The sequence below is a fragment of the Aminobacter sp. GW821-FHT11F06 genome, assembly GCF_058808215.1.
The window spans coordinates 566,244-591,651 of the sequence record NZ_JBXARL010000001.1 but is presented as its reverse complement, the minus strand read 5'-3'; the positions used below and the strand labels follow the sequence as shown (position 1 = coordinate 591,651).

Annotated in this window: 24 protein-coding genes; 10 read left to right on the top strand and 14 right to left on the bottom strand. The window is 63.1% G+C overall.

Annotated features, from left to right (window positions below; genetic code table 11):
* Nucleotides 1–29 precede the first annotated feature (29 nt).
* Nucleotides 30–1,178 carry a pyridoxal phosphate-dependent aminotransferase gene (locus tag AC1RTB_RS02870; protein ID WP_492880356.1) on the top strand — a complete coding sequence of 383 codons (1,149 nt, stop codon included), beginning with the start codon at nucleotides 30–32 and terminating at the stop codon, nucleotides 1,176–1,178.
* 37 nt (nucleotides 1,179–1,215) lie between these two features.
* Here the strand turns inward: AC1RTB_RS02870 and AC1RTB_RS02865 are convergent, their stop codons facing one another.
* Together AC1RTB_RS02865 and AC1RTB_RS02860 are read right to left on the bottom strand one after the other, a co-directional pair.
* Nucleotides 1,216–1,887 carry a CatB-related O-acetyltransferase gene (locus AC1RTB_RS02865; protein ID WP_492880355.1) on the bottom strand — a complete coding sequence of 224 codons (672 nt, stop codon included), beginning with the start codon at nucleotides 1,885–1,887 and terminating at the stop codon, nucleotides 1,216–1,218.
* An 18-nt stretch (nucleotides 1,888–1,905) separates the two neighbouring features.
* Nucleotides 1,906–2,505, bottom strand: a complete 600-nt coding sequence (locus tag AC1RTB_RS02860) for a class I SAM-dependent methyltransferase (RefSeq protein WP_492880354.1) — start codon at nucleotides 2,503–2,505, stop codon at nucleotides 1,906–1,908.
* A 201-nt stretch (nucleotides 2,506–2,706) separates the two neighbouring features.
* Here AC1RTB_RS02860 and AC1RTB_RS02855 point away from each other — a divergent pair, with 201 nt between their 5' ends.
* From AC1RTB_RS02855 to AC1RTB_RS02840, 4 genes are all read left to right on the top strand, one after another.
* Entirely contained in the window at nucleotides 2,707–3,339 is a 633-nt protein-coding gene (locus tag AC1RTB_RS02855; RefSeq protein ID WP_492880353.1) for an ATP-dependent Clp protease proteolytic subunit, read from the top strand.
* A 301-nt stretch (nucleotides 3,340–3,640) separates the two neighbouring features.
* Nucleotides 3,641–4,915, top strand: a complete 1,275-nt coding sequence (clpX, locus tag AC1RTB_RS02850) for an ATP-dependent Clp protease ATP-binding subunit ClpX (protein WP_476787281.1) — start codon at nucleotides 3,641–3,643, stop codon at nucleotides 4,913–4,915.
* Between the two features lie 270 nt (nucleotides 4,916–5,185).
* Complete coding sequence (gene lon, locus AC1RTB_RS02845; RefSeq protein ID WP_492880352.1) at nucleotides 5,186–7,600, top strand: endopeptidase La; 2,415 nt, start codon at nucleotides 5,186–5,188, stop codon at nucleotides 7,598–7,600.
* 185 nt (nucleotides 7,601–7,785) lie between these two features.
* On the top strand, nucleotides 7,786–8,058 hold the full coding sequence (locus AC1RTB_RS02840; protein WP_476786468.1) for an HU family DNA-binding protein: 273 nt from the start codon (nucleotides 7,786–7,788) through the stop codon (nucleotides 8,056–8,058).
* Nucleotides 8,059–8,264: 206 nt separating this feature from the next.
* Here the strand turns inward: AC1RTB_RS02840 and AC1RTB_RS02835 are convergent, their stop codons facing one another.
* From AC1RTB_RS02835 to AC1RTB_RS02825, 3 genes are all read right to left on the bottom strand, one after another.
* On the bottom strand, nucleotides 8,265–9,359 hold the full coding sequence (locus AC1RTB_RS02835) for a M24 family metallopeptidase (protein ID WP_492880351.1): 1,095 nt from the start codon (nucleotides 9,357–9,359) through the stop codon (nucleotides 8,265–8,267).
* A gap of 79 nt (nucleotides 9,360–9,438) precedes the next feature.
* On the bottom strand, nucleotides 9,439–11,031 hold the full coding sequence (locus AC1RTB_RS02830; protein ID WP_492880350.1) for an ABC transporter substrate-binding protein: 1,593 nt from the start codon (nucleotides 11,029–11,031) through the stop codon (nucleotides 9,439–9,441).
* Nucleotides 11,031–11,684, bottom strand: a complete 654-nt coding sequence (locus AC1RTB_RS02825; protein WP_492880349.1) for a helix-turn-helix domain-containing protein — start codon at nucleotides 11,682–11,684, stop codon at nucleotides 11,031–11,033. The genes AC1RTB_RS02830 and AC1RTB_RS02825 overlap by 1 nt, the downstream gene beginning before the upstream one ends.
* 226 nt (nucleotides 11,685–11,910) lie before the next feature.
* On the opposite strand from AC1RTB_RS02825, the gene AC1RTB_RS02820 reads away from it, so the two are divergent.
* The 5 genes from AC1RTB_RS02820 to AC1RTB_RS02800 are packed head-to-tail and all read left to right on the top strand — an operon-like array spanning nucleotide 11,911 to nucleotide 15,896.
* On the top strand, nucleotides 11,911–12,903 hold the full coding sequence (locus AC1RTB_RS02820) for an ABC transporter permease (protein WP_492880639.1): 993 nt from the start codon (nucleotides 11,911–11,913) through the stop codon (nucleotides 12,901–12,903).
* Nucleotides 12,903–13,808: an ABC transporter permease gene (locus AC1RTB_RS02815; RefSeq protein WP_492880348.1), complete on the top strand. Its 906-nt coding sequence runs from the start codon at nucleotides 12,903–12,905 to the stop codon at nucleotides 13,806–13,808. The genes AC1RTB_RS02820 and AC1RTB_RS02815 overlap by 1 nt, the downstream gene beginning before the upstream one ends.
* Nucleotides 13,805–14,635: an ABC transporter ATP-binding protein gene (locus AC1RTB_RS02810; RefSeq protein WP_492880347.1), complete on the top strand. Its 831-nt coding sequence runs from the start codon at nucleotides 13,805–13,807 to the stop codon at nucleotides 14,633–14,635. Before AC1RTB_RS02815 ends, AC1RTB_RS02810 begins: the two co-directional genes overlap by 4 nt.
* Nucleotides 14,632–15,375 carry an ABC transporter ATP-binding protein gene (locus AC1RTB_RS02805; protein ID WP_492880346.1) on the top strand — a complete coding sequence of 248 codons (744 nt, stop codon included), beginning with the start codon at nucleotides 14,632–14,634 and terminating at the stop codon, nucleotides 15,373–15,375. Before AC1RTB_RS02810 ends, AC1RTB_RS02805 begins: the two co-directional genes overlap by 4 nt.
* 14 nt (nucleotides 15,376–15,389) lie before the next feature.
* Entirely contained in the window at nucleotides 15,390–15,896 is a 507-nt protein-coding gene (locus AC1RTB_RS02800) for a GAF domain-containing protein (protein WP_492880345.1), read from the top strand.
* A 37-nt stretch (nucleotides 15,897–15,933) separates the two neighbouring features.
* Here AC1RTB_RS02800 and bioZ read toward each other — a convergent pair whose 3' ends face one another.
* From bioZ to AC1RTB_RS02755, 9 genes are all read right to left on the bottom strand, one after another.
* Nucleotides 15,934–16,917 carry a 3-oxopimeloyl-[acyl-carrier-protein] synthase BioZ gene (gene bioZ, locus AC1RTB_RS02795; protein ID WP_492880344.1) on the bottom strand — a complete coding sequence of 328 codons (984 nt, stop codon included), beginning with the start codon at nucleotides 16,915–16,917 and terminating at the stop codon, nucleotides 15,934–15,936.
* Nucleotides 16,914–18,179, bottom strand: coding sequence for an adenosylmethionine--8-amino-7-oxononanoate transaminase (locus AC1RTB_RS02790; RefSeq protein WP_492880343.1), 1,266 nt, complete (start codon nucleotides 18,177–18,179; stop codon nucleotides 16,914–16,916). The genes bioZ and AC1RTB_RS02790 overlap by 4 nt, the downstream gene beginning before the upstream one ends.
* Nucleotides 18,176–18,814, bottom strand: a complete 639-nt coding sequence (gene bioD / locus AC1RTB_RS02785; protein ID WP_492880342.1) for a dethiobiotin synthase — start codon at nucleotides 18,812–18,814, stop codon at nucleotides 18,176–18,178. Before bioD ends, AC1RTB_RS02790 begins: the two co-directional genes overlap by 4 nt.
* A complete protein-coding gene (locus AC1RTB_RS02780) occupies nucleotides 18,811–19,947 on the bottom strand; it encodes an 8-amino-7-oxononanoate synthase (RefSeq protein WP_492880341.1) in 1,137 nt (378 codons plus the stop codon). The genes bioD and AC1RTB_RS02780 overlap by 4 nt, the downstream gene beginning before the upstream one ends.
* Nucleotides 19,947–20,942, bottom strand: a complete 996-nt coding sequence (gene bioB / locus AC1RTB_RS02775; protein WP_492880340.1) for a biotin synthase BioB — start codon at nucleotides 20,940–20,942, stop codon at nucleotides 19,947–19,949. The genes AC1RTB_RS02780 and bioB overlap by 1 nt, the downstream gene beginning before the upstream one ends.
* Before the next feature lie 54 nt (nucleotides 20,943–20,996).
* Complete coding sequence (gene nadC / locus AC1RTB_RS02770) at nucleotides 20,997–21,848, bottom strand: carboxylating nicotinate-nucleotide diphosphorylase (protein WP_492880339.1); 852 nt, start codon at nucleotides 21,846–21,848, stop codon at nucleotides 20,997–20,999.
* Between the two features lies 1 nt (nucleotide 21,849).
* Nucleotides 21,850–23,388 (bottom strand): L-aspartate oxidase, encoded by a 1,539-nt coding sequence (locus AC1RTB_RS02765; RefSeq protein WP_492880338.1) that lies wholly within the window; start codon nucleotides 23,386–23,388, stop codon nucleotides 21,850–21,852.
* Entirely contained in the window at nucleotides 23,385–24,359 is a 975-nt protein-coding gene (gene nadA, locus AC1RTB_RS02760; RefSeq protein ID WP_492880337.1) for a quinolinate synthase NadA, read from the bottom strand. The genes AC1RTB_RS02765 and nadA overlap by 4 nt, the downstream gene beginning before the upstream one ends.
* A gap of 83 nt (nucleotides 24,360–24,442) precedes the next feature.
* Complete coding sequence (locus AC1RTB_RS02755; RefSeq protein WP_492880336.1) at nucleotides 24,443–25,387, bottom strand: NUDIX hydrolase; 945 nt, start codon at nucleotides 25,385–25,387, stop codon at nucleotides 24,443–24,445.
* Between the last annotated feature and the right edge of the window lie 21 nt (nucleotides 25,388–25,408).

Here is a 25,408-nt window from a genome sequence, read left to right as displayed (position 1 = left end):
GTTATGTACGGCAGGAAGAGTGAACGAACATGGCGGTAGTGATTTCACGGCGCGGCGAGGTCGAGCCGTTCCATGCGATGGACATCCTGGCTGAGGCCAACAGGCTCAAGGCTTTGGGAACGCCCGTCATTTCGATGGCGGTCGGGCAGCCCTCCGATCCCGCGCCGCAGCGGGTACGCGACGCGGCGGCTGCGGCACTCAAGGTCGGGCGCATCGGCTATACCGACGCGCTCGGGCTCGCCGAGCTGCGCAAGGCGATTTCGGCGCATTATGCCGAACATTACCGCATCAACGTGCCTGTTTCGCGAATCGCTGTCACCACGGGCTCGTCGGCGGCCTTCAATCTGGCCTTCCTTGCCATGTTCGATGCCGGCGACCGGGTGGCGATCGCTGCCCCCGGCTATCCCGCCTACCGCAACATCATGGGCGCGCTCGGCCTCGATGTGGTCGAGATCGAACTCGATGGCGCCGCCTATCTTCATGCCGGGCAATTGCGTGAAGCGCATCGCCAGAAGCCGCTCAAGGGCGTGCTGTTTGCCAGCCCGGCCAATCCGACGGGGGCTGTGGTACCTGCTGGCGATCTCAAGGCGCTGGTCGACACCGCGCGCGAACTCGGCATCGCGGTGATCTCGGACGAGATCTACCACCGGCTCGCTTATGGCGCGCCCGATGTGACGGCACTTGCCTATGATGACGATGTCACGGTCATCAATTCCTTCTCCAAATATTACTGCATGACCGGCTGGCGCATCGGCTGGATGGTGCTGCCCGAACGCCTGGTGCGGCCGGTCGAGCGCATCGCGCAGTCGCTCTATATCTCGGCGCCCGAGCTTTCGCAGGTCGCGGCCATCGAGGCGTTCAACGTCACCGACGAACTCGAGGCCATCAAGGCGCGCTACGCCTGGAACCGCGAACTTCTGGCCAAGCGCCTGCCTGAACTGGGTTTCAGCTTTGCAGCCCCCATGGACGGCGCGTTCTACGCCTTCTGCGATGTGTCGCGCCTGACCAACGACAGCATGGAGTTCGCCGGCCGCATGCTGGCCGAAGCACATGTCGCGGCAACGCCGGGCAGGGACTTCGATACGCTCGCCGGCCACCGCTACATGCGATTTTCCTATGCAGGCAGCCATGACGAGATGATCGAGGCGATGGACCGTATCGAGCGCTGGCTGCGCTGACGGCCTCAGGCGTAGCCGGCCTGCAAAGGAACAATGTTCATTGCATCCCTTTGCCGGCGTGCGCTTCGTCATATCGCTCTGAAGCAATTGCGAGGGCGTCGATGTCGTTGGCGCAAAGCAGCGGTTTCAGCGCCTCGAACTTTTCCACCGGCCAATCATAAACGTTTAGAGCGACCAGCTTGCTTGCCACCGCATCCGGGAAGCGGGTCTTGATCTGCGCAGCCGGGTTGCCGGCCACCACGGCGTAGGGCGCCACGTCCTTTGTGACGAGTGCCCCGGAGGCTATGATGGCGCCTTCGCCGATGTGCACGCCAGGCATGATCATGGCGCGCATGCCGATCCAGGCGCCGTCACCGATGATCGTGTCGCCCTTGCCGGCATAGGCGTCGACAATGAACTCGGCGAAGGGATAGAGGCTGAACCAGTCGGCCCTGTGCGTGTGGTTGCCGCCGAGCAGGATCACGGCTTCCGCGCCGATGCAGACATAGTCGCCAATATGGAGCTGGTCGATCGGCCAGGCGGGGTCCCACGCCTTGAGGCTATAGTCGTCGCCGTAGAGATAGCGCACCACGCTTTGTTCGAATGAACCGGACCAGGCATCGCTGTAGTAGCTATGCGTTCCGCGAATGTGGATGTTCGGGTTCCCGACGGTCTCGTGCAGATACTCCACCTTCGACCAGTGCTTGTTTGCTTGGATTGGCTCATTCATCGCGGATATTCCATTGGGTTATTCAGCCTTCATGGCGAGGACATGAAGCCAGTCTGTCGGCAGGCCGTCATAGCCGCCACCTGTTTCTTCCACGATCTCCAGCGAGTTCCAGCGGTCGGCTCGATAGGCCTGTATTAGCCATTCGGGAGAGGGGTAGTTGTAGTACCTGCCGAAGCGATCCCGCCCTTCCGCCTCGCCTGCCTTGTAACTGGCGTAGAACACGCCACCCGGCTTGAGCGCGGCATGCACATGCCCAATGATCGACGGCAGCTGCCCGCGCGGCACATGCAGCAGACAGGCATTGGCCCAGACACCATCGTAGCTTTCCTTCTCGTTGATATCTTCGAAAAGCAGCACTTTGACCGGCCTTTTGAGACGTTTCGCGGCAGCGGCGGCGATCTCGGCGGTGCCGTCAGTCGGCATGACGTCGAACCCGCTTGCCAGCATAGCCTCGCTGTCTTGTCCCGCGCCGCAGCCGAGTTCGAGCACGCGGCCACCAGCCGGCAGGCGCGCCATGAAGGTGCGGAGATGACGCTCGCTCGCCGGTGCGCCCCTTGTCGTGTAGGCTTCCGCTTCGTTCGCGTAGAACGTGATCGTCTCGTGATCCTTGGCATCCATGATGTTCAATACCGTGGCAGGTGCGGAAAACTCCAGTGGCGACCATTGAGCCAGCTCCCCGCGAAAGTTAGCGACAGCTGAAATCAAGCGCCCTTACTGGCCTTGCGCAATGGTAAGGCGGCATCCTATTTACAGGGCAAAGCCTCTGAACCGATTCTGCCCATCCGGCGCCGGAATCCCATCACGAAAAAGGGATAGTCGATGAAGAACCCCGTCGAAACATACATGAACCTCGTTCCGATGGTGGTCGAGCAGACCAACAGAGGCGAGCGCGCCTACGATATCTTCTCGCGCCTCCTCAAGGAGCGCATCATCTTCATCACCGGTCCGGTCGAAGACGGCATGGCAACGCTGGTCTGCGCCCAGCTGCTGTTTCTCGAAGCCGAGAACCCGAAGAAAGAGATCAATCTCTACATCAACTCGCCCGGCGGCGTGGTGACCTCGGGCATGGCGATCTACGACACCATGCAGTTCATCAAGCCGGCGGTTTCGACGCTGTGCATCGGCCAGGCGGCCTCGATGGGCTCGTTGCTGCTTTGCGCCGGCCACAAGGACATGCGTTTTGCCACGCCGAACGCCCGTATCATGGTGCACCAGCCTTCGGGCGGCTTCCAGGGCCAGGCCTCGGACATCGAGCGCCACGCCCAGGACATCGTCAAGCTCAAGCGTCGTCTCAACGAGATCTATGTCAAGCACACCGGCAAGGACTACGAGGTCATTGAAAAGACGCTCGACCGCGACCATTTCATGACGGCGGACGAGGCACGCGACTTTGGTTTGATCGACAAGGTCATCGCAAGCCGCGACCCGGTTGAGGGTGCCACCGCTTCGTGATTGGGCGCTTCGACCTGCCTACGAGGTCACATCTCGCATTTTTGAGATGCTCTGCGGCATTTCGGACACATTTTGCTGTTCCCACAGCGAAAGCGGCGGCCTACGTTAAGGCTGCGTTGAGCTTCGACGGCTTAGCGTTGTTCAAGGGTGCCGCGACTCGTTGCAGCGACTTCTGGAATGTGAGTTATACGGAGCTCGTTGCGGCGGCCAGGGAATGGCGGTGGCGGCGTCCGTCGTTAGATTGCATATGCGCCCACACGCCAGACCAGCGGCCGGGCAGCAGTGAAAGGACTTGGACAAGATGAGCAAGGTCAGCAACGGCGGTGGCGACTCCAAGAACACGCTCTATTGCTCGTTCTGCGGCAAGAGCCAGCATGAGGTACGCAAACTCATAGCCGGTCCGACCGTCTTCATCTGCGATGAGTGCGTCGAACTGTGCATGGACATCATCCGCGAGGAAAATAAGACCTCGATGGTGAAGTCGCGCGAGGGCGTGCCCACACCGCAGGAAATCCTCAAGGTTCTGGACGACTATGTCATTGGTCAGCCCTACGCCAAGCGCGTGCTGTCGGTGGCCGTCCACAACCACTACAAGCGCCTCGCGCATGCCTCGAAGAGCAACGACGTCGAGCTGTCGAAGTCGAACATCCTGCTGATCGGCCCGACGGGCTGCGGCAAGACGCTGCTTGCGCAGACGCTTGCGCGCATCATCGACGTGCCGTTCACCATGGCGGACGCAACGACGCTGACCGAAGCCGGTTATGTCGGCGAGGACGTCGAAAATATCATCCTCAAGCTGCTGCAGTCGGCCGACTACAATGTCGAACGCGCCCAGCGCGGCATCGTCTACATCGACGAAATCGACAAGATCTCGCGCAAGTCGGACAACCCCTCGATCACCCGCGACGTGTCGGGCGAGGGCGTCCAGCAGGCATTGCTGAAGATCATGGAAGGCACCGTCGCTTCCGTGCCGCCTCAGGGCGGCCGCAAGCACCCGCAGCAGGAGTTCCTGCAGGTCGACACCGCCAACATCCTGTTCATCTGCGGTGGCGCCTTTGCCGGCCTCGACAAGATCATCTCGGATCGCGGCCGCAAGACCTCGATCGGCTTTGGCGCCACAGTGGCTTCGCCTGAAGACCGGCGCAGTGGTGAAGTCTTCCGCCTCGTCGAGCCGGAGGATTTGCTGAAGTTTGGCCTGATCCCCGAGTTCGTCGGCCGTCTGCCTGTTTTGGCGACGCTTGAGGATTTGGATGAGCCCGCTCTGATCCAGATCCTGACCGAGCCGAAGAACGCTCTGGTCAAGCAGTACCAGCGCCTGTTCGAGATGGAGAATGTCGATCTGACCTTCCACGAGAACGCGCTGTCGGCGATCGCCAAGCGTGCCATCGAGCGCAAGACTGGCGCACGCGGCCTGCGTTCGATCATGGAAGCGATCCTGCTCGACACGATGTTTGAGCTTCCTGCGCTCGAAGGCGTCCAGGAAGTGGTGATTTCGGAAGAGGTGGTGACCGGCAGTGCCAGGCCGCTCTACATCTACTCCGAACAGAAGGAAATGAAGGGCAACGTCAGCGCCTAAGCCCTGGCAGTGTCCCTTTGAACCGCTCCAGCGACGGCGCCCCAGCGGCGCCGTTTGGCGTTTGGAGGTTTGCGCATCCTAGTCTGCTACACGGCAGCGTGTTCGGCCTTGATGTTTACCCGGCGAACCTCCAACTAACGGAGAAGAGGCGATGGGTTGGCTTTCGTGCTGTAATGCCGCGCGGTAATCGGCGGTAGGCGGAACCGTCCATGGTCGTTAATATGAGATTCGCGGTTGGCCCTGCGCGGCCGCGATATGAAAGGTTGGACAATGGCCAAAATATCCCGCTCTTCCAGCGAAGGTACCTTCGCGGTCCTGCCGTTGCGCGACATTGTCGTGTTCCCGCACATGATCGTCCCGCTGTTTGTGGGACGTGAAAAGTCGATCAAGGCTCTGGAAGAAGTGATGGGTCAGGAAAAGCAGATCCTGCTTGCGACCCAGATGAATGCCGCCGACGACGATCCCGAGCCGGACGCCATCTACGACATCGGCACGCTCGCCAATGTGCTGCAGCTGCTGAAGCTGCCGGACGGCACCGTCAAGGTGCTGGTCGAAGGCACGACGCGCGCCAAGATTCAGTCCTTCACCGACAAGGCTGACTTCCACGAGGCCCACGCTCTCATCCTGAGCGAGCCGGAAGAGGAAGCGGTCGAGGTTGAGGCGCTTTCGCGTTCGGTGGTTTCCGACTTCGAAAACTACGTCAAGCTGAACAAGAAGATTTCGCCCGAAGTGGTTGGTGCTGCCAGCCAGATCGAGGACTATTCCAAGCTCGCCGATACGGTGGCCTCGCATCTCGCCATCAAGATCACCGAGAAGCAGGAAATGCTCGGCACGCTGTCCGTCAAGGAACGGCTCGAGAAGGCGATGGGCTTCATGGAAGCCGAGATCTCCGTCCTGCAGGTGGAAAAGCGCATCCGCAGCCGCGTCAAGCGGCAGATGGAGAAGACCCAGCGCGAGTACTACCTCAACGAGCAGATGAAGGCGATCCAGAAGGAGCTCGGCGAAGGCGAGGACGGCCGCGACGAGTCCGCCGAGATCGAGGCGCGCATCAAGAAGACCAAGCTTTCCAAGGAGGCCCGCGAAAAGGCGGACGCCGAGTTGAAGAAGCTGCGTTCGATGTCGCCGATGTCGGCTGAGGCAACCGTCGTGCGCAACTATCTCGACTGGATCCTGTCGATTCCGTGGGGCAAGAACTCCAAGGTCAAGCAGGACCTGAACTTTGCCCAGCAGGTGCTCGACACCGACCATTACGGCCTCGACAAGGTCAAGGACCGTATCGTTGAATATCTCGCCGTGCAGAGCCGCCAGAAGAAGCTGAAGGGGCCGATCCTGTGCCTCGTTGGCCCTCCCGGCGTCGGCAAGACCTCGCTCGGCAAGTCGATCGCCAAGGCGACCGGCCGTGAGTTCGTGCGCATGGCGCTTGGCGGCGTGCGTGACGAGGCTGAGATCCGCGGTCACCGCCGCACCTATATCGGCTCGATGCCCGGCAAGGTCATCCAGTCGATGAAGAAGGCCAAGAAGTCCAACCCGCTCTTCCTGCTCGACGAGATCGACAAGATGGGCCAGGACTTCCGTGGCGATCCTTCGTCGGCGCTGCTCGAGGTGCTCGATCCGGAGCAGAACGCAACGTTCATGGACCACTATCTGGAGGTCGAGTACGACCTCTCTAGCGTGATGTTCGTGACGACGGCGAATACGCTGAACATCCCTGCGCCCTTGATGGACCGCATGGAGATCATCCGTATCGCCGGTTACACCGAAGACGAGAAGGTCGAGATCGCCAAGCGTCACCTGATGACCAAGGTCATGAGGGATCATGCCTTGCAGCCAAAGGAGTTCTCTGTCTCCGAGGATGCGATCCGCGGCATCGTCCAGACCTACACGCGTGAAGCAGGTGTCCGTAGCCTTGAGCGGGAGCTGATGAAGCTCGGGCGCAAGGCTGTCACCGAGATCATCAAGACCAAGAAGAAGTCGGTGAAGGTCACCGCCGCCAACTTGGACGAGTATCTCGGCGTGCCGCGTTATCGCTTCGGCCAGGTCGAGGCCGACGATCAGGTCGGCGTGGTTACGGGTCTTGCCTGGACAGAGGTCGGCGGCGAGTTGCTGACGATCGAAGGTGTGATGATGCCCGGCAAGGGCCGCATGACCGTTACGGGCAACCTGCGCGAGGTCATGAAGGAGTCGATCTCGGCGGCGGCATCTTATGTCCGCAGCCGCGCCATCGATTTCGGCATCGAGCCGCCGCTGTTCGACAAGCGCGACATCCATGTGCACGTGCCGGAAGGTGCGACGCCCAAGGACGGCCCTTCGGCTGGCGTTGGAATGGCGACCGCCATCGTCTCGGTAATGACCGGTATCCCGGTCAAGGCCGATATCGCGATGACCGGCGAGATCACGCTGCGTGGTCGTGTGCTGCCGATCGGCGGCCTCAAGGAGAAGCTGCTTGCAGCGCTTCGCGGCGGCATCAAGAAGGTGCTGATCCCGGAAGAAAACGCCAAGGATCTGGCGGATATTCCGGAAAACGTGAAGAGCGGCATGGAGATCATCCCGGTCAGCCGCATGGGCGAGGTGATCAAGCACGCCCTGGTGCGCATGCCCGAGCCGATCGAATGGACCGAGCCGGTCGATGTGCCGGCGGCCAAGTCGGATGCTGGTGACGATGCCGGCAAGGGCTTTGCTCATTAAGTCGCATCTAAAGTTGCGCTGAAAAACGAAAAAGCCGGGCACACGCCCGGCTTTTTCATGTGAAAAACCCCGCAATTGCGGGCTTTGTGAGCCTTTTCGACTTGGTTGTGGCGGCACTTTTTTCTACAGTCCGTGTCCTACCGGCTGAGTCTAATGTCCCGGTTTTCTCATGGAAGGGAATTTGAATGAACAAGAACGAACTAGTGTCCGCCGTCGCCGAGGCATCCAAGCTCTCCAAGGGTGACGCGCAGTCCGCTGTCGACGCTGTTTTTTCCGTCATCACCGGCGAACTGAAGAGCGGCGGCGATGTCCGGCTTGTCGGTTTCGGAAATTTCACCGTGTCGCAGCGCGCAGAGTCGACTGGCCGCAACCCGCAGACCGGCGCGGAAGTGAAGATCCCGGCGCGCACGGTACCGAAGTTCTCGGCTGGCAAAGGCCTCAAGGACGCGGTCAACTGATCGCTCTACAGCCGATGTAATGATTGAAAAGCCGGGCTCGCCCGGCTTTTCTTTTTTGGGGCGGTGGCTGGGCAAATCAGCCTGAAGCGAGCCTCGAAGCACGCATCAAACAAAAAGGGCCGCGGTCAAACCACAGCCCTTTCAGAAATGTCGGTGGGATAGAAGGTTTGCTGGGCGGTGCCGCCAGGCTGCCCGCCCAGCGTGGTTCAGGCCTCCACGCGGAACGCGTCACGCGGCAGATCGGACAGCACTTCCGCACGATTGCCGCGCAGGATCACGATCTCTTCCAGCCTGAGCCCAAAACGGCCCTGCAGATAGATACCCGGTTCGATCGAAAAGACGTTGCCTTCAGTCAGGATCGTCTCGGACGTGCCGGTGATGTAAGGCGGCTCGTGGATATCGATGCCGAGGCCGTGGCCCGTGCGGTGCAGGAAGAAGTCGCCATAGCCTGCGGCTGCAATGACGTCGCGTGCGGCCTTGTCGACCTCCTTGGCGGCGACACCCGGCTTGGCGGCGGCGATCGCTGCCTGCACTGCGCGCTCCAGAACGCCATGAACCTCGTCAAAACCTTCCGGCTTCTCGCCGAACACGCCAACGCGCGTCATATCCGAGGGATAGCCGTCCTTGCGCCCGCCGATGTCGATCAACACGGCCTCGTTCGCCCTAAGCTTGCGATCGCCGGTATGGTGATGCGGAAAGGCACCGTTCTCGCCGAAGCAGACGCTGGTGAACTCCGGCTTGGCGCCATTGGCGGCGTAGAAGTCGCGGATGGCCTGTGCCACTTCCAGCTCGGTCACGCCCTCCTTGAGGGCTGCGAAGCCTGCCTTCATGGCGCCGTCGTTGAGCACGGCGTTCATCTTGAGCAGCGCGTATTCGGCTTCGTCCTTCTGGCCGCGCAGGAAGCTCACCGTATCCGTGAGGAAACCGCGCGCGGCACCGGGCAAGGCGTCGATGACCAGCAGCGCGAAATCGGCGCGCATGGTTTCGTCGAGGGCGATCTTGAGGTTGCCACGCTCAGCGCCGCAATCCTTGAGCAGCTTGGTAAGGGCGGTACCGGGGCCGTCCGCATCGCTCCAGGGGTAGAACGGCAGCTTGGTGTAGGGACGCTGGCTGTCGACATTGAGCGCAGGCATCAGGAAGCCGGCGTGATCCTTGGCGACGATCAGCAGCACCGGGCGCTCGTCGCCATGCGGCGACATGCCGGCAAGCCAGACAAGGTGCGAAGAGGGGCCGACGACCACAAGGTCGGTCCCGGTTTCAGCCATGCGCTCGCGCAGCCGCGCCATCCGCTCTTCGTACATTGTCTCTGCCTTCTTGGAGTTGAGGTGGGGGAGGGATTGGGACCGCCTGCTAGGAGCGGTCCCGGTAGCAGTCTGTTCGTCAGTTCTTCTTGACGAGACGGTAGTAGACGAAGTCGGAGGTCGCGCCGTTGACGTAGCCTTCGACGTTCTTGGCCCGCGCCACCTGGGTCGCGGCCTGAAACATGATGACGATCGGCGACTTCTCCTGCACCTTCTTCTGCAGGTCGACATACATGGCATTGCGCTTTGCCTGGTCAGGCTCGGCAAGTGCCGCCTTGGTCGCCTTGTTCAGCTCTTCCGGCACGGCCCAGCCGTTCCGCCACGTCGTGGTCGACTGGTAGTGGGCGTCGGAATTGTCTTCGTTGTAGGCAAAAGCCTTGGCGTTGGAGTGCGGGTCCATGAAATCGGGGCCCCAGTAGAGCAGCATCGCCTCATGGGTGCGGGCACGGTACTTGGTGATCACCTGCGAGCCTGTGCCCGGGATGATGTTGAAGTTGATGCCGGCCTCGGCGAAGCTCGCCTGCAGCGACTGCGCCATGTCGGTGAACGGCGTCGAGTTGATGACGTCGAGCGTGACGGTGATCGGCGTCTTGATGCCGGCATCAGCCAGGATCTTCTTGGCCTTGGCCGGATCGTAGGTGTAGGGCGTCTCGTCGAGCGAGCCGGGGAAGCCCGACGGCCAGAACGCCTGATGCGTCTGCATCTGGCCCTTCAGGAAGGTGTCGGTCATGCCCTTGTAGTTGACCAGGTAGCGCGCGGCATCCCACACGGCTTCCGGCTGCAGGGCTGCGTCCTTCTGGTTGAAGCTCAAGAAGTGCACGGCGGCCTGCGGATAGGTCTCGGTGACCAGCTTGTCCTTGCCGGCGATCGTTGCGATCTGATCCGACGTCAGGTTCTTGGCCATGTCGACGTCACCCGATTCCAGCAGCAGCTGCTGGGTCGCGGCTTCCGCGACGTGGCGGATGATGACGCCCTTGATCGCGGGTGCGCCGTTGAAATAGTCCGGGTTGGCGGTGAGGTTGATGATTTCGCCCGGACGGAAAGCCTTGAGCACGAACGGGCCGGTGCCGGCCGAGTTGGACTTCAGCCAGCCATTGCCCATGTCGCCATTGGCTTCGTTGGCCTGAAGCGTCACCGCGTCGACCACGGAAGCCGGGCGGGCGGCGAGAACGTTGAGCACGAAGGCCGAAGCGAAGTCGCCCTCATACTTGAGCACGACCTTGTTGCCGTCGGCCTTGACCATGGAATCGAAGTTTTCCGGGGTCCAGCCGAGCTGGGTCAGGATGAAGGCCGGTGCCTTGTTGAGCACAATGACGCGCTTGAACGAATAGACCACGTCTTCGGCGCGCAGCGGGTTGCCGGAGGTGAACTTGACGCCGTCACGCAGCGTGAATGTGATGGTCTTGTTGGCGTCGTCAGCCGTCCATTCCTTGGCCAGGCCAGCTGCCAGCGTCTTGGTGTCGACGGCGTCATACTGGACCAGGCGATCATAGGTCTGGGCGACATATTCGCCCGACGAGAATTCGTAAGCCTCCGCCGGGTCGATGCTGACGATGTCGTCGATGTTTTGCGCCACCACGAGCACGCCGGCCGGTGTCGCCGCCAGGCTGATTGCAGGCGTCATCGGCATCGCCAGCGCCGCGGCAAGCAGCGCGGCCTTGAACAGTTTCATCATTCTCTCTCCTTTTTGGTTCCCGTTATCTTCTTGTCGGCCCTTGAACCGCGCAGGGCCGGATGCTCCGTGCGTGACCTGAACATCGGCAATGTGCCGGTCCAGAGCATGCGCGCGAACTTGTCAGTGTCGTTGGACCATGAATGCGGACTATTGCCGCGGAAGTGCAGGCTGTCGCCAGCCGAAAGTTCCATCTCTCGATCATCGAGGCGCTGGGTAATCGAGCCTTCAAGAATGAACAGGATTTCCTCGCCCTCATGGCTGACCGTCTCGGAGCGATAGCCCGGCGGAACATTGAGGATAAAGGATGACAGGACGTTGCCGGTGAAGTCGGTGGCGATACGTTCGTAGACGATCGATGAGCCATCGACCGAGAATCGGTTGCGCTCGGCCGAACGGGTCAACCCGTCCTCCATGCTCGGCGTGGCGATGAAATAATCCACACCTACCTCGAGGCTACGGGCGATTTGCGCGAGCGTGCCAAGCGAAGGAGTGGCATGATCGCGCTCGACCTGGCTGAGATAACCGACCGAAATGCCCGCGGCGTCGCACAATTCCTGCAATGTCATCGACAATTTGCGGCGGCGCGCGCGGATCAGCGCGCCCACTTTAGGCTGGCGCGATGCCGCAGATTTGCCGGCCGCTGAGGACAAGTTTTTCGCTCCCATCAAAATTTTTTTGATCTAAGCAAAATTATTTGTATAGTCCAAGCGGAATTTTCAGTGACAGAAGACATCCGCGCCGTATCGACGGTGCGGCCAATGTGGTGGGAACAAAGACCGCGTGGCATTAGAAACCGACTCCGCCGCACAGGCGCTTCCAACAGGGCCCAGCGGCTCGTCGCGCAATGCGCGGCATGCCTGGAAAACACTGAAAGGCGTGCTGGGCTTCCTGATCGCCATCGCGTTCACCTTCCTTGGCCTGCTTGCCATCACCTTCTTCATTGGCCGTGTGGTGCCGATCGATCCGGTGCTTGCGGTTGTCGGTGACCGCGCCCCGCGCGCCGTCTATGAGGCCGCGCGCATCGAGATGGGGCTCGACAAGCCGCTGATCGTCCAGTTCTTCCACTATGTCGGCAATGTTCTGACTGGCGATCTTGGCATGTCGGTTTCGACCGGCAAGCCGGTGGTCGAAGACCTCAAGCGGGTATTCCCGGCGACGCTCGAGATGGCGACGCTTGGCATCATGATCGGTGTGCTGCTTGGCGTGCCGATGGGCGTCTACGCCGCTAGCCGCCAGGGCAGCCTGCTCGATCAGGTGATCCGCGTCGTTGGCCTGCTCGGTTATTCGGTCCCGGCCTTCTGGCTCGGCCTTGTCGGCCTGGCGCTGTTTTACGCCAAGCTGCAGTGGGTTGGCGGACCGGGGCGGCTCGACATCTTCTATGATGGCATCGTCAGGCCGGTCACCGGGCTTGTTTTGATCGACTCCCTGCTCGCAGGGGAAACCGAAATCTTCTTCAACGCCTTGACCCATATCGCCCTGCCGGCTGCGGTGCTCGGCTTCTTCAGCTTGGCCTACATCGCCCGCATGACGCGTTCCTTCATGCTCGACCAGCTGGCGCAGGAATATGTCACCACAGCCCGCGTCAAAGGCGTGTCGGAGCGGCTGGTGCTGTGGCGCCACGCCTTCCGGCCGATCTTGGTGCCGCTCATCACAGTCATCGGCCTGTCTTATGCCGGCCTGCTTGAGGGCTCGGTGATGATCGAGACCGTGTTCTCCTGGCCCGGCATCGGCAACTACCTGACCACGGCACTGCTCAATGCCGACATGAACGCCGTCCTGGGCGCCACGCTGGTGATCGGCGCCGTCTTCATCGGCATCAACAAGATTTCGGACGTGCTCTACCGCGTCCTCGACCCGAGGGCACGCTGATGGCGACGACACGTGATTGGCTCCTCGACGATTCGCCGTCCTCGCGCCTGCAGGCCCGGCTCGGCCGCAGCTATCGCCTGAGCCGTGCCCTTGCGCGCAATCCCTTGGCCATGGTCGGCGCAATCATCGTGATGACCCTCATCCTGGTGGCGCTGTTTGCGCCGTGGATCGCGACCCATTCGCCGATCGGCCAGGATCTCGCCATGCGGCTCAAGCCGCCGAGCTGGGAAAACTGGATGGGCACCGACGAGCTCGGCCGCGACATCTGGAGCCGCGTCGTCTATGGCGCGCGCATCACGCTGATGATCGTGGCGCTCGTGGCTGTTCTTGCAGCTCCCGTCGGCCTGGTGATCGGTGCTGTCGCCGGTTATTTCGGCGGCTGGACCGACCGCATCCTGATGGGCATCACCGACATCTTCCTGTCGATGCCCAAGCTGATCCTGGCGTTGGCCTTTGTCGCGGCGCTTGGACCCGGCATCCAGAACGCCATCATCGCCATCGCGATCGCCACCTGGCCGGGCTACGCCCGCATTGCCAGGGCCGAGACGCTGACGATCCGTAATTCGGAGTTCGTTGCGGCGGTCGAGCTGCAAGGTGCCTCGTCCTTCCGCGTCATCGTCAACCACATCCTGCCGCTGTGCACGTCCTCGATGATCATCCGCGTCACCCTCGACATGGCCGGCATCATCCTGACCGCCGCCGGCCTTGGCTTCATCGGCCTTGGTGCGCAACCGCCGCTTCCCGAGTGGGGCGCCATGATCTCGCGCGGACGCTCCTTCATCCTCGACCAGTGGTGGGTGGCGACAATGCCCGGCTTTGCCATCGTCATCGTCAGCCTCGGCTTCTGCTTCCTCGGTGACGGCCTGCGCGATGTGCTTGATCCCAAGCATGGAGATCGGCAATGAACGCGCTGCTTGAAATCCGCAACCTGAAGGTCACCTTTCCGACGGCCCGTGGCCCGGTCGACGTGGTCAAGGGCCTGTCGCTGACGCTTGGCCGCGAACGGCTTGGCATCGTCGGCGAAAGCGGCTCGGGCAAGTCGATGACCGGCCGCGCGATCCTGCGGCTCATCCGCGCGCCCGGACAGGTCACCGCCGACGAGATGACCTTCAACGGCACCGACCTTCTGTCGCTGTCGGAAAAGCAGATGCGCGCGGTTCGCGGCGCCCGCATCTCGATGGTCATGCAGGATCCGAAATTCTCGCTGAATCCGGTCATGACCATCGGCGACCAGATCGCCGAGGCACTTCTGACCCACCAGAAGCTTGGCCGCGGCGATATCCGCAACCGCACGCTCGCCATGCTGGAAGCCGTGCGTATCAACGATCCCGAGCGCGTGCTCGGGCTGTACCCGCACGAGGTGTCGGGCGGCATGGGCCAGCGCGTCATGATCGCCATGATGCTCATCCCCGAGCCCGACCTGCTGATCGCTGACGAACCGACATCGGCGCTAGACGTCTCGGTCCAGGCCCAGGTGCTCGAGATCATCGACGATCTGGTCAAGCGCAAGGGCATGGGCCTGATCCTGATCAGCCACGACCTCGATCTCGTTTCGGCCTATTGCGACCGCATCCTGGTGATGCGCAGCGGCGAGGTGGTCGAGGAATGCGATGCCGGCGAGCTCAAGAACGCCAAGCATCCCTACACGCGCGGCCTGCTCGCCTCGATCCCGCGCATCGACGAAAGCCGCGATGAGCTTCCTGTCCTTGAACGTACCGGAGCTTCGACATGAACGCGCTGGCGATCGACAATCTCGACATCTCCTACGGCGACTCGAAGGTCACCCACGGCATCGGCTTCAACGTCGCCGAGGGCGAGAGCTTCGCTTTGGTCGGCGAGAGCGGCTCGGGCAAGACCACCGTGCTCAAGGCGATTGCCGGCATGGCCAAGAGCTGGACCGGCTCCATCTCGGTCTTCGGTGCGCCGCGCAGCCATGGCATCGACCGGGGTTTCGCCAAGCAATGTCAGATGGTGTTCCAGGACCCTTACGGCTCGCTGCATCCGCGCAAAACCGTCGACGCCACGCTCAGCGAGCCGCTTGCCATTCACGGCATTGGCGACAGCGGTGCTCGCGTTGACGAGGTCATGCAGTCTGTCGGCCTCGACCGCCGCTTCCGCTTTCGCTTTCCGCATCAGCTGTCGGGCGGCCAGCGCCAGCGCGTGGCGATTGCCCGTGCGCTGATCCTCAAGCCCAAGATGCTGCTGCTCGACGAGCCGACCTCGGCGCTCGACGTGTCGGTGCAGGCGGAGATTCTCAACCTGCTCAAGCGCCTGCGCCGCGAGCAGGGCCTGACCTATCTGATGGTCACGCACAATCTGCCGGTCGTTTCGTTCCTGTGTGACCGCCTTGCCGTCATGCGCCACGGCCGTGTCGTCGAGATCGCTGATGTCGACCAGCTCAAGCGCAACGCGCTGACAGATCCCTATTCGCGCGAACTGACCAGGTTCAGCGTGGCTCACCCCAAGACTTGAAGTAGAGGTACAACATGACAGAGACCAATTTCGCCGAGGCGCTGGCCGCCTTCGATGCCGCTATTGCGACCACGACCGAAGTCGATGGCGTGTGGAAGGCGCTGCAGACGCTGGCCGACGTCGTTGTCGGCGCGAAGCTCTTCACCGTCATGAAGCTCGATTGGGCCAATGAGCGCTCCGGCCGCACCTACACCAGCCATCCCGACGCCTATCCGGTTTCCGGCACCAAGCCGATCAACCGCACGCATTGGTTCGACAAGATCCATGTCGAGCGCAAGCCCTTCGTCGCCAATACGATCAAGGACATCGCCGACGTGTTTCCCGATCACGAGACGATCTGGGCGCTTGGCTGTGGCTCGGTGCTGAACTGGCCGGTCTTCGTCGCCGACAAGCTGGTTGGCACGGTCAACATGCTGCACGAAGAGCATTTCTACACGCCGCTGCGCGTCGAAGCGGCCAACCATCTGTCGCTGGCAGCCAAGACCGCCTTCCTCGCTGTCGAGCATATCGAGCGCGGCTAAGCTTGATCTGGCCGGGTCGCCTGTCGGCCCGGCCGTTTCACATTCCCACCACCAGCGCACCGCCAGTGAGCCCAGCACCTGCCGCTGCGAGCAAGAGCTTGTCGCCGGGGCGGAACGGATCGGCGCGATGCGCGACCGACAGCGACAGCGGGATGGTGGCGGCAGACGAATTGCCGTAGTCGGCGATCGTCTTGACGATGCGGTCGTCCTCGATGCCAAGCGACTTGCCGACCGCATTGAAGATGCGGGCATTGGCCTGATGCGGCACGAAGCGGGCGATGTCGCCGGCACCCAGCTTTGCCCCAGCCAATGCTTCCGCCGAACAACGGCTCATCATCTCCACAGCCTTGACGAAAACCTCGCGGCCATTGGCGATGGTCATGCGTGTCTCGGCAATGTCGAGCTCATCTGAAAACGGTCGGCTGCTGCCGCCGGCGGGAATCTGGATCAGGCCGTAGCCCGAACCGTCCGACGCTACCGAAGCGCCGAGTATGCCCTTTTCAGGATCGTCCGACGGGCCAAGTACGACCGCACCCGCAGCATCAGCGAACAAGACAGCGCTTGCGCGCTCGGCCGGGTTGATGCGACGGCTCAGAATATTGGCGGCGATGACCAGTGCCGGTTTGTTGTGCAGGCGCACGAACCCATCGGCGAAAGTCATGGCATAGATGAAGCCGGCGCAGGCACCAGCAAGGTCGACACCGCCGGCACAGCTGAGGCCGAGCTTGTGTGCGACAAGCGGGGCGCTGGGCGGCAACAGATGATCCGGCGTCGACGTCGCGAGCAGCAAAAGCCCGACCTCGGTGCGGTCGATTCCGGCGCCTTGGAGCGCCATGTCGCCGGCTGCGGCCGCCAGATCAGATAGCGTGTCGTCGGGCTCGACCCAATAGCGCGAGCGGATGCCGGTACGTCCTTCGATCCAGCCAGCTTCCAGTCCGAGACTGGCCTCGATCTCGGCGTTCGGCACTTTTCGCGAGGGAAAATGGTGGCCGAAGCCGAGGATGCGCGCGGAACGGATCACCCGGCGCGTCCCACGAGGTCGGCGGCCTCATCGACGGCATTGTAGAGCCCGTCGAGCTCTCCAGAGGTCACACAATAGGGCGGCAGCACATAGATGACATTGCCGAGCGGCCTGACCAAAAGCCCGCGTTCGAGGAAGAAAGCGCGCAGCTTGGGTCCGACCTCGGCGAGATAACCGGCGTTGCCGACACGCAGGTCGAGTGCCGCAATCGTGCCCGTCGTGCGCACGTTCTCGAAGCGCTCGTCGTTGCGAAACCGCGAAACCTTCTCCGCCTGCATCCGCGACAGTGCTGCCACACGCTCGGCCACCGGCTCGTCACGCCATATCGAGACATTGGCGAGTGCCGCCGCGCAGGCGATCGGATTGGCGGTGTAGGAGCTCGAATGGAAAAAGGTCTTGGCGCGGTCTTGCGAAAAATGCGCCTGGAAAACAGCGTCGGTGGCTAGCGTTGCTGCCAGCGGCAGCGATCCGCCGGTCAAGCCCTTCGAGGTGCACAAGATGTCGGGCGCAATCCCGGCCTGCTCGCAGGCGAACATCGTGCCGGTGCGGCCCCAGCCGGTCATCACTTCGTCGGCGATCAGAAGCGTACCGGATGTCTCGGCGATGCGCTTGAGCTCGGTCAGCACCCGGGCCGGATACATCAGCATGCCGCCGGCGCCGAGCACCAGCGGCTCCACAATCAGCGCCGCCGCTTTGCCACCGCGTGTCAGCGCCTCGAAGCGGTCCAGCGTTTCCTGCTCGCGGCCCGGAGCCGGGAAGGGGATGGTGTCGACCTCAAACAGCAGCGGGTCGTATGCGGCGTTGAACACCCCGCGCGCGCCGACGCTCATCGTGCCGATGGTGTCGCCGTGATAGCTATGCTCCATGACGACGATGCGCGCGCGTGGCTGGCCGTTGTTGCGGTGGAAGCCGAGCGCCATTTTCAGCGCCACCTCGACACTGGTCGAGCCGCTGTCGGAATAAAACACCCAGTCGAGCCCGGCTGGCGCCATCTGGACCAAGGCTGACGCCAGTTGCTCGGCTGGGTCATGGCTGAGCCCGGCGAAAATCACCTGGTCGAGCGTTTCCGTCGCCTCGCGGATCGCCGCGACGATCCTGGGATGGCGATGGCCGTGGGTGATGACCCACCAGGACGAGATCGCATCGAGAATGCGCTTGCCATCCGCCGTCTCGACATAGGCGCCCCCGGTGCGCACGACGGTCGGCGGCACCGGTTCGGTGGCATGCTGGGTGAAAGGATGCCAGACGGCGGAACGGCTCATGGCTTGGCTTCCAGGAAATCGGCGGCGTTGAAGTTCGCGCGCATAGCCTCGGCCAGCCCATCAGGGGGCAGCGGGTCGAGCCAGGGCAGGCGGCCGAGCACGCGGACCTTGCCCATCTCGGCAATCGTCCGCTGGCTGTCCGCCATCTCGTCGCCGATGAAGACCACGCCGAGCAACGGGATGGCGCGGGCGCGCAGCGCTTCGATCGAAAGCAGCGTGTGGTTGATCGTGCCGAGCCCGGTGCGGGCACACAGCACCACCGGTGCTTGCCAGCGGGCAAAGATTTCGATGAACAGCGTTTGCCTGTTGACCGGCACCATCAAGCCGCCGGCGCCTTCGACGATGAGCAGGCTTTGGGTGGCTGGCAATGCGAGCTTGCCAAAGTCGATCTCGACGCCATCCAGTTCGGCGGCGCGATGCGGCGACAGCGGTGCGTTGAGGCGATAGGCTTCGGGCAGGATGCGCCCGGCAGGCAGGCCGGAAAGCCGCGCGACGATTTCGCTGTCGGTCTCGTCTTCAATGCCCGACTGTACCGGCTTCCAGTAGACGCCATCGAGCAGGCCGGCGAGCCCGGCCGAAAACACGGTCTTGCCGATGCCGGTGTCGGTGCCGGTGACGATGATGGTGTTGCTCATCGCTTCCATTCCTCGGCGAGCGCGTCGAACAGTGCCGAAACATCCACCTCGCTGACGTTGAGGGTAAGCGAAATCCTGAGCCGTGCTGTGCCTTCGGGCACTGTTGGTGGGCGGATGCCGCGCACGTCGAATCCGCGCTTCTGAAGTGCCTCGGCGAGCGCCATGGCACGGCCATTGTCACCGACGATGATCGGCAATATCTGCGAGCCGCTTGGCTTGAGGCCGATGGCCTCGGTCTTCGCTCCGGCCAATGCCACAAGCCGGGTTAGTTTTTCGCGCCGCTCAGGCTCGTCGGCGAGCATATCGAGCGCTTCCATCGCCGCGACCGCCATCAGCGGCGAAGGTGCCGTGGCATAGATGAAGGGCCGGCAGCGGTTGACGATGTAGTCGGCGAGCGTTGCTGGCGCTGTGACCAGTGCGCCTGAACCGCCAAGTGCCTTGCCGCAGGTGTGCAGCACCACGATATTGTCGCGGCCTTCGAGGTCATGCGCCAATCCGCGCCCCTGAGGCCCGTAGACGCCGGTGGCATGCGCCTCGTCGACGAACAGGAAGGCGTCATGCTTGTCGGCAACGGCCATCAGCTCGTGCAGCGGCGCAATATCGCCATCCATGCTGTAGAGGCTTTCGGCGACGATCCAGGGTCGTCCCATACCGCCGTTCGCTCGCCAGGTGCGGATCGCATCCTCGACTGCTTCGGGATCGTCATGCTTGGCCTCCACCATTTCGGCACGGCCGGCGCGGGCGCCCTCATGGGCGCTGGCGTGGATCAACTCATCCAGAACGATCAGATCGCCCTTTTGCGGCAGCGTCGTCAGCACGGCGAAATTGGCGATGTAGCCGCCGCCGAAAAACAGCGCGCGCTCGGTGCCGAAGAAGCTGGCGGCGTTGGCTTCCAGCGCCTCATGCTCAGGGTCATTGCCGCGCAGCAGCCGCGAGCCAGTGGCCCCGACCGGCGTGCCATTGGCAAGCGCGCTTGCTACAGCGTCGGCCAAACGTTTCGATCCGGCGAGGCCGATGTAGTCGTTCGAGGCGAAGTCGAGCCCGGTGCGGGTGCTCAGCGTCCGCAGCCGGCTCTTTCGCGCAAGCCCGCGCAGGGTGGCGTCGTAGCGGTCGAGCAAGGCTCGTCCGTTCACTACGCGCCGCGCTCCATCGGCTCGATGCCGAGGCGGCGGAACAGGGCGCTGTCCTTGTCTTCCCCAGGGTTTTCGGCGGTCAAAAGCGTGTCGCCGACAAAGATCGAGTTGGCGCCGGCAAAAAAGCACAGCGCCTGCATCTCGTCGCTCATCGCCGTGCGGCCGGCCGACAGGCGCACATGCGACTTCGGCATCATGATGCGGGCAAGGGCTATGGTGCGGACGAATTCGATCGGCTCGATGGGAGCGGCCTCGGCGAGCGGCGTGCCCTCGATCGGGATCAGCATGTTGATCGGCACGCTGTCGGGATGTTCGGGCAGGTTGGCCAGCGTCACCAGCATGTCGACGCGGTCGAGCGCCTGTTCGCCCATGCCGACGATGCCGCCGCAGCAGACCTTGATGCCGCTGTCGCGCACATTGGCCAGCGTATCGAGCCGGTCGGCGAAGCTGCGCGTCGAGATGATCTCGTTGTAGTAGCGTTCCGAGGTGTCGATGTTGTGGTTGTAATAGTCGAGGCCGGCGCGCTTCAGCTGCTGCGCCTGGTCGAGATCGAGCATGCCGAGCGTCATGCAGGTCTCCATGCCGAGCGCTTTCACACCTTCGACCATGGCCACAACGGCATCCATGTCGCGTGCCTTGGGGCTGCGCCAGGCCGCGCCCATGCAGTAGCGCGTTGCACCCGCATCGCGCGCCTTCTTGGCTTCAGCGAGGACGCGCTGCACTTCCATCAGCTTGGAGGCCTTGAGGCCGGATTCATGATGCGCCGACTGGCTGCAATAGCCGCAATCCTCGGGACAGCCGCCGGTCTTGATGGAGAGCAGACGCGACAGCTGGACGCGATTGGGGTCGAAATTCTGACGATGGACCGTCTGCGCGCGGAAGAGCAGGTCGTTGAACGGCGAATCATAGATCGCCCGTGCCTCCTCAAGCGTCCAGGCCGGGCGCATGCCGTTGAGCTGTTGCGAAGTCCCGTTCAAGTGCATTTCGGCGGTCATGCGGTCTCCATCGCTAGCGTTGCTTCCCACCCCGGGGCGGGACAATTGCCCCGATCAGCTGACAGTGTCCAGCCCAATGTCCAGGATCGGTGCGCTGTGGGTCAGCCAGCCGATCGAAATTAGATCGACGCCTGTCGCAGCGATGGCCGGTGCCGTCGCCGGCGTGACACGTCCCGAAGCCTCGGTGATGGCGCGTCCGCCGACCATGTCCACCGCGCGGGAAAGTTGCTCGGTGGTCATGTTGTCGAGCAGCACCGCATCCACGCCGAGTGCCAGTGCTTCGCTCAACTGGTCGAGTGTGTCGACCTCGACCTCGATCTTCACGAGATGGCCGACGCCAGCCTTGGCGCGTTCTATCGCCGGGCGAACGCCGCCCGCAATGGCAATGTGGTTGTCCTTGATCAGCACCGCGTCGTCGAGGCCGAAGCGATGGTTGGAGCCGCCGCCGGCACGCACGGCATATTTTTCGAGCGCGCGCAGGCCGGGCGTGGTTTTGCGCGTGCACACGATGCTCGCCTTGTGGCCGCGCACGGCCTCGACAATCGCGGCCGTCGCGCTGGCGATGCCGCTGAGATGGCACAGGAAATTGAGCGCCACGCGTTCGGCGGTCAAAAGCCCACGCGCCGGGCCGCTCAGCGTGGCGATGGTTTCGCCGGCTGCGATCGCTGAGCCATCGGGTTTTGCCACTCTCATCTCGATGGCAGGGTCGATCAGGCGGAAGGCAAGGGCGGCCAAATCGAGCCCGGCGATGACGCCGGGCTGGCGGGCGGCGAGCACGACCGTCGCTCGCAGGTCGGCGGGCACGATGGCGTCGGTGGTCAGGTCGCCGGCGCGGCCGAGGTCCTCGAGCAAGGCGGCGCGAACAAGCGGTTCCAGCATGATCTGGGGCAGGGGCGTCAGGGTCATTTCAGGCGCTCCGGGCAAGCGGCGTGGCGTCGAGTTTGGCCGCCGCTTCGAGTGCAGAATCAAGGGTGATCTTAGAACGGCGTGCGACAGCGTGCTGAAGCGGGAAATCCGTCCGGCAATGCGCACCACGGCTTTCCTCGCGCTGGAGTGCGGAGACAACCATCATCAGCCCCACGGCTGCCGGATCCGAAGCGGCGGAATTGCCCATTGCAAGCGGCAGCAAGGCTGAAGCCGCCTCACGCAGCCCCTCGCCGTCGCGCAAGACACCCAGAGCAGGCGAGACGATGTTGCGTGCCAGCGATGGATCGGGACGCGCCGGCATGGCGGTTGTTGCCTGGAATTTGCGGCTAACTGCGGCAGCCCCAGCCACGCTCTTGGCGACCCAGCTTGCTGTCACCACAGCCTCGGTCAGCGAGTTGCTGGCGAGCCGGTTGGCGCCGTGCAGCCCGGTCGAGGCAACCTCGCCGCAGGCCCAGAGGCCGGCCACCGAACTGCGGCCCTCTGCGTCCACGGCAATGCCACCCATGTGGTAATGCGCCGCCGGGCGCACCGGTATGGGCTGAACCGCCGGATCGATGCCTGCTTCGCGGCAGAACGCTTCGATGGCCGGAAAACGGCTGGCGAAGGCCTGGCCCAGGCACTGCCTGGCGTCGAGGAAAACGCGATGTCCACGAGCAAGATGACGGAAGACCCCGCGCGACACGGCATCGCGCGTGGCAAGTTCCGCGCCGGGGAGATCGGCAAGGAAACGCTGCCCGGTTTCGTCGATGAGTACGGCGCCTTCGCCGCGCACAGCCTCGCTGATCAGCCGCATCGGCCGCTGCGACCCGTCGAGCGCGGTGGGGTGGAACTGAACAAACTCGAGATCGGCGAGTTCAGCCCCAGCGCGTGCGGCAAGGGCGAGACCCTGGCCGAAACATCCGAGCGGGTTGGTGGTATCGTGGAACAGGCCGCCGATGCCTCCGGTGGCGAGCACCACACGGCTGGTCGCCAGAGCCAATTCGCCGGTGCTTCCCGCAGCAAGAAGACCTGAAATCGCGCCGTCCTCGATCAAAAGCCGTCGCGCTTCGAAGCCTTCGATAACCGTGATGGAGGGCGTGGCGCTGACGGCGGCGACCAGCGCGCGCATCAGCTCGCCTCCGGTCGCGGCACCCGCCGCATGCACGATACGGCGGCGGCTATGGGCTGCCTCCAGCCCAAGATGCAACGCGCCGCCGGGGCCGCGATCGAAAACGACGCCGAGCCGCTCCAGCCGTTCTATCGCAGCGGGCGCGGCTTCAACGATGCGCCTGACCACAGCTTCGTCGCACAGCCCGCCGCTGGCGGCGAGCGTATCGACAATATGCAAGGCGGTGCTGTCGTCTTGGCCGACGCATGCCGCGAGCCCGCCCTGGGCCAGCGCGCTCGACGCTTCGCCGCCAAGCGGTGCGGCAGACAACAGCACGACAGGTTCAGGCGCCAGTTCCAGCGCGGTCATCAGCCCGGCGAGGCCGCCGCCGATGATGACGGGGCGGCCCGCGAGGTCGCGCATGTCGGTCATACCGCCAGCATCCGCTCGACCGCCAGGCGGGCACGAACGGCAACGGCAGGGTCGATTGTCACGGCATGCTGGTTCAGTTCGAGCGCGGAACGGATATTGCCGAGCGTGATCCGCTTCATGTGCGGGCACAGGTTGCAGGGGCGGATGAACTCGACATCGGGGTGTTCGACGGCGACATTGTCGCTCATCGAGCATTCGGTCACCAGCACGACGCGGGCCGGCTTCTCCCTGCCGACATAGTCCGACATGGCAGCGGTCGAGCCAGCAAAATCGGCCTCGGCCACCACTTCCGGCGGGCATTCCGGGTGTGCCAGCACCGTGACACCTGGATGCGCGGCGCGCATTTCGCGGATGTCGGCCGGCGTGAAGCGCTCATGCACCTCGCAATGGCCCTTCCAGGCGATGATTTCGACGTCGGTCTGGGCGGCGATGTTCTGCGCCAGATATTCGTCCGGCAGCATCAGCACGCGCGGCACGCCGAGCGACTCGACGACCGCCTTGGCGTTGCCCGACGTGCAGCAGATGTCGGATTCGGCCTTCACCGCAGCCGAGGTGTTGACATAGGTGACGACAGGCACGCCGGGATAACGCTGGCGCAGCAGGCGGATGTCTTCGGGCGTGATCGAATCGGCCAGCGAGCAGCCGGCAGCCATGTCGGGGATCAGCACCGTCTTGGACGGATTGAGCAGTTTTGCGGTCTCGGCCATGAAATGCACGCCGGCCAAGACGATGACATCGGCCTCGACCTCCATCGCCTTGCGGGCCAGCGCCAAGCTGTCGCCGACGATATCGGCGACGCAGTGGAAGATTTCAGGGGTCTGGTAGTTGTGCGCCAGGATGACCGCGTTGCGCTCGCGTTTGAGCTTCAGGATGGCGTCGATGTCTTGGGAAAACACCGGCCACTCAATGGCGGGAATGACACGCTGGACGCGGTCATAGAGCGAGGCGGCGGAGAGAGACATGCCAGACATTTGTCATCCTTATTATGCTCGTGTTGAGTATAATAAGGGCATATGCTTACCATGAGCATAAGGCCTGTCAAGCCCGATTTCGGTTATTTGGTTCCGGCGACCGAGCGTTCGTCGAGAACGGCGTGGCGGAAGCGGAACAATTTCGCCGGCCGCCCGCCAGTGTCGGCGCTCATGTCGCCTGTTTCCTCGACAAGGTCCTGCTGCTCGATGAGGCGGCGAAAATTCTGCTTGTGCACGGTAAGCCCCGCGAGCGCTTCCACCGCGCGCTGCAACTGCAGCAGCGTGAATGCGGGCGGCATCAACTCGAACACCACGGGTCGGTATTTGATCTTGGTCCTGAGACGGGCGATTCCGGTGGCTAGGATTCGGCGGTGATCACCGCTCATTGCCCGGCTGGGAACGGTGGGCGCGTCGCCGATGTCCTTGGCCCGAATGGCTTCCTCGACCAGCTCGGCTTCGTAGAGCAGTTCGTAGCGCTGCAACACAAGCTCTTCGTTCCAAGGACGGTCGTCGAAGCCGAAGGCGCTTGCGGCGCGGCGCAGGCGATCCTGGCGCTTGTCCTGCTGGCTTGCCCTGTCAGCCCATTGGCGCAGCCGCGGCACGATGATGTCTTGGATGATTTCAGGCGCGCCGGTGCGGTGGTCTTCCCATGGGAAGAATTCATACCAGCTGCGCCAACTGCCGGGCGGCGTGCCATGCGCTGGCTCCTCGCGTGTCAGGCCGAGATAGCTGATCGAGATGACCCGGCTGGCCATCTCGTCGCTGTCGCGGTCGCGGTCGGCGAAGGTGTAGAGCTGTTCGATATAGCCGAGCGGATGGCCGGTCTGCTGCTCGACCCAGTCACGCAAGCCCGATTGCAGCGACCGGTGACCGAGCGCGAACGGACCGGAGGGCAGGGCTGTCGCGTCGTTGATGGTCAGAACCATCGGATTGCCATTGGGGGCAGCGACAAGCACAGCGATCAGGTCCGCGCTGATCGCGTGACGCTCCGCTGCACTTTGTTTGGTCACCCCTGAAATATCCCGCATGTCGTCCTGTTTGGTTCCATC

Excerpts from the sequence above, each read along its gene's own strand:
- AC1RTB_RS02870 (WP_492880356.1), top strand. The coding sequence starts at position 30 with ATGGCGGTAGTGATTTCACGGCGCGGCGAGGTCGAGCCGTTCCATGCG.
- AC1RTB_RS02865 (WP_492880355.1), bottom strand. The coding sequence starts at position 1,887 with ATGAATGAGCCAATCCAAGCAAACAAGCACTGGTCGAAGGTGGAGTAT.
- AC1RTB_RS02860 (WP_492880354.1), bottom strand. The coding sequence starts at position 2,505 with ATGGATGCCAAGGATCACGAGACGATCACGTTCTACGCGAACGAAGCG.
- AC1RTB_RS02855 (WP_492880353.1), top strand. The coding sequence starts at position 2,707 with ATGAAGAACCCCGTCGAAACATACATGAACCTCGTTCCGATGGTGGTC.
- clpX (WP_476787281.1), top strand. The coding sequence starts at position 3,641 with ATGAGCAAGGTCAGCAACGGCGGTGGCGACTCCAAGAACACGCTCTAT.
- lon (WP_492880352.1), top strand. The coding sequence starts at position 5,186 with ATGGCCAAAATATCCCGCTCTTCCAGCGAAGGTACCTTCGCGGTCCTG.
- AC1RTB_RS02840 (WP_476786468.1), top strand. The coding sequence starts at position 7,786 with ATGAACAAGAACGAACTAGTGTCCGCCGTCGCCGAGGCATCCAAGCTC.
- AC1RTB_RS02835 (WP_492880351.1), bottom strand. The coding sequence starts at position 9,359 with ATGTACGAAGAGCGGATGGCGCGGCTGCGCGAGCGCATGGCTGAAACC.
- AC1RTB_RS02830 (WP_492880350.1), bottom strand. The coding sequence starts at position 11,031 with ATGAAACTGTTCAAGGCCGCGCTGCTTGCCGCGGCGCTGGCGATGCCG.
- AC1RTB_RS02815 (WP_492880348.1), top strand. The coding sequence starts at position 12,903 with ATGGCGACGACACGTGATTGGCTCCTCGACGATTCGCCGTCCTCGCGC.
- AC1RTB_RS02810 (WP_492880347.1), top strand. The coding sequence starts at position 13,805 with ATGAACGCGCTGCTTGAAATCCGCAACCTGAAGGTCACCTTTCCGACG.
- AC1RTB_RS02805 (WP_492880346.1), top strand. The coding sequence starts at position 14,632 with ATGAACGCGCTGGCGATCGACAATCTCGACATCTCCTACGGCGACTCG.
- AC1RTB_RS02800 (WP_492880345.1), top strand. The coding sequence starts at position 15,390 with ATGACAGAGACCAATTTCGCCGAGGCGCTGGCCGCCTTCGATGCCGCT.
- AC1RTB_RS02790 (WP_492880343.1), bottom strand. The coding sequence starts at position 18,179 with ATGAGCCGTTCCGCCGTCTGGCATCCTTTCACCCAGCATGCCACCGAA.
- bioD (WP_492880342.1), bottom strand. The coding sequence starts at position 18,814 with ATGAGCAACACCATCATCGTCACCGGCACCGACACCGGCATCGGCAAG.
- bioB (WP_492880340.1), bottom strand. The coding sequence starts at position 20,942 with ATGACCGCCGAAATGCACTTGAACGGGACTTCGCAACAGCTCAACGGC.
- nadC (WP_492880339.1), bottom strand. The coding sequence starts at position 21,848 with ATGACCCTGACGCCCCTGCCCCAGATCATGCTGGAACCGCTTGTTCGC.
- AC1RTB_RS02765 (WP_492880338.1), bottom strand. The coding sequence starts at position 23,388 with ATGACCGACATGCGCGACCTCGCGGGCCGCCCCGTCATCATCGGCGGC.
- nadA (WP_492880337.1), bottom strand. The coding sequence starts at position 24,359 with ATGTCTGGCATGTCTCTCTCCGCCGCCTCGCTCTATGACCGCGTCCAG.
- AC1RTB_RS02755 (WP_492880336.1), bottom strand. The coding sequence starts at position 25,387 with ATGCGGGATATTTCAGGGGTGACCAAACAAAGTGCAGCGGAGCGTCAC.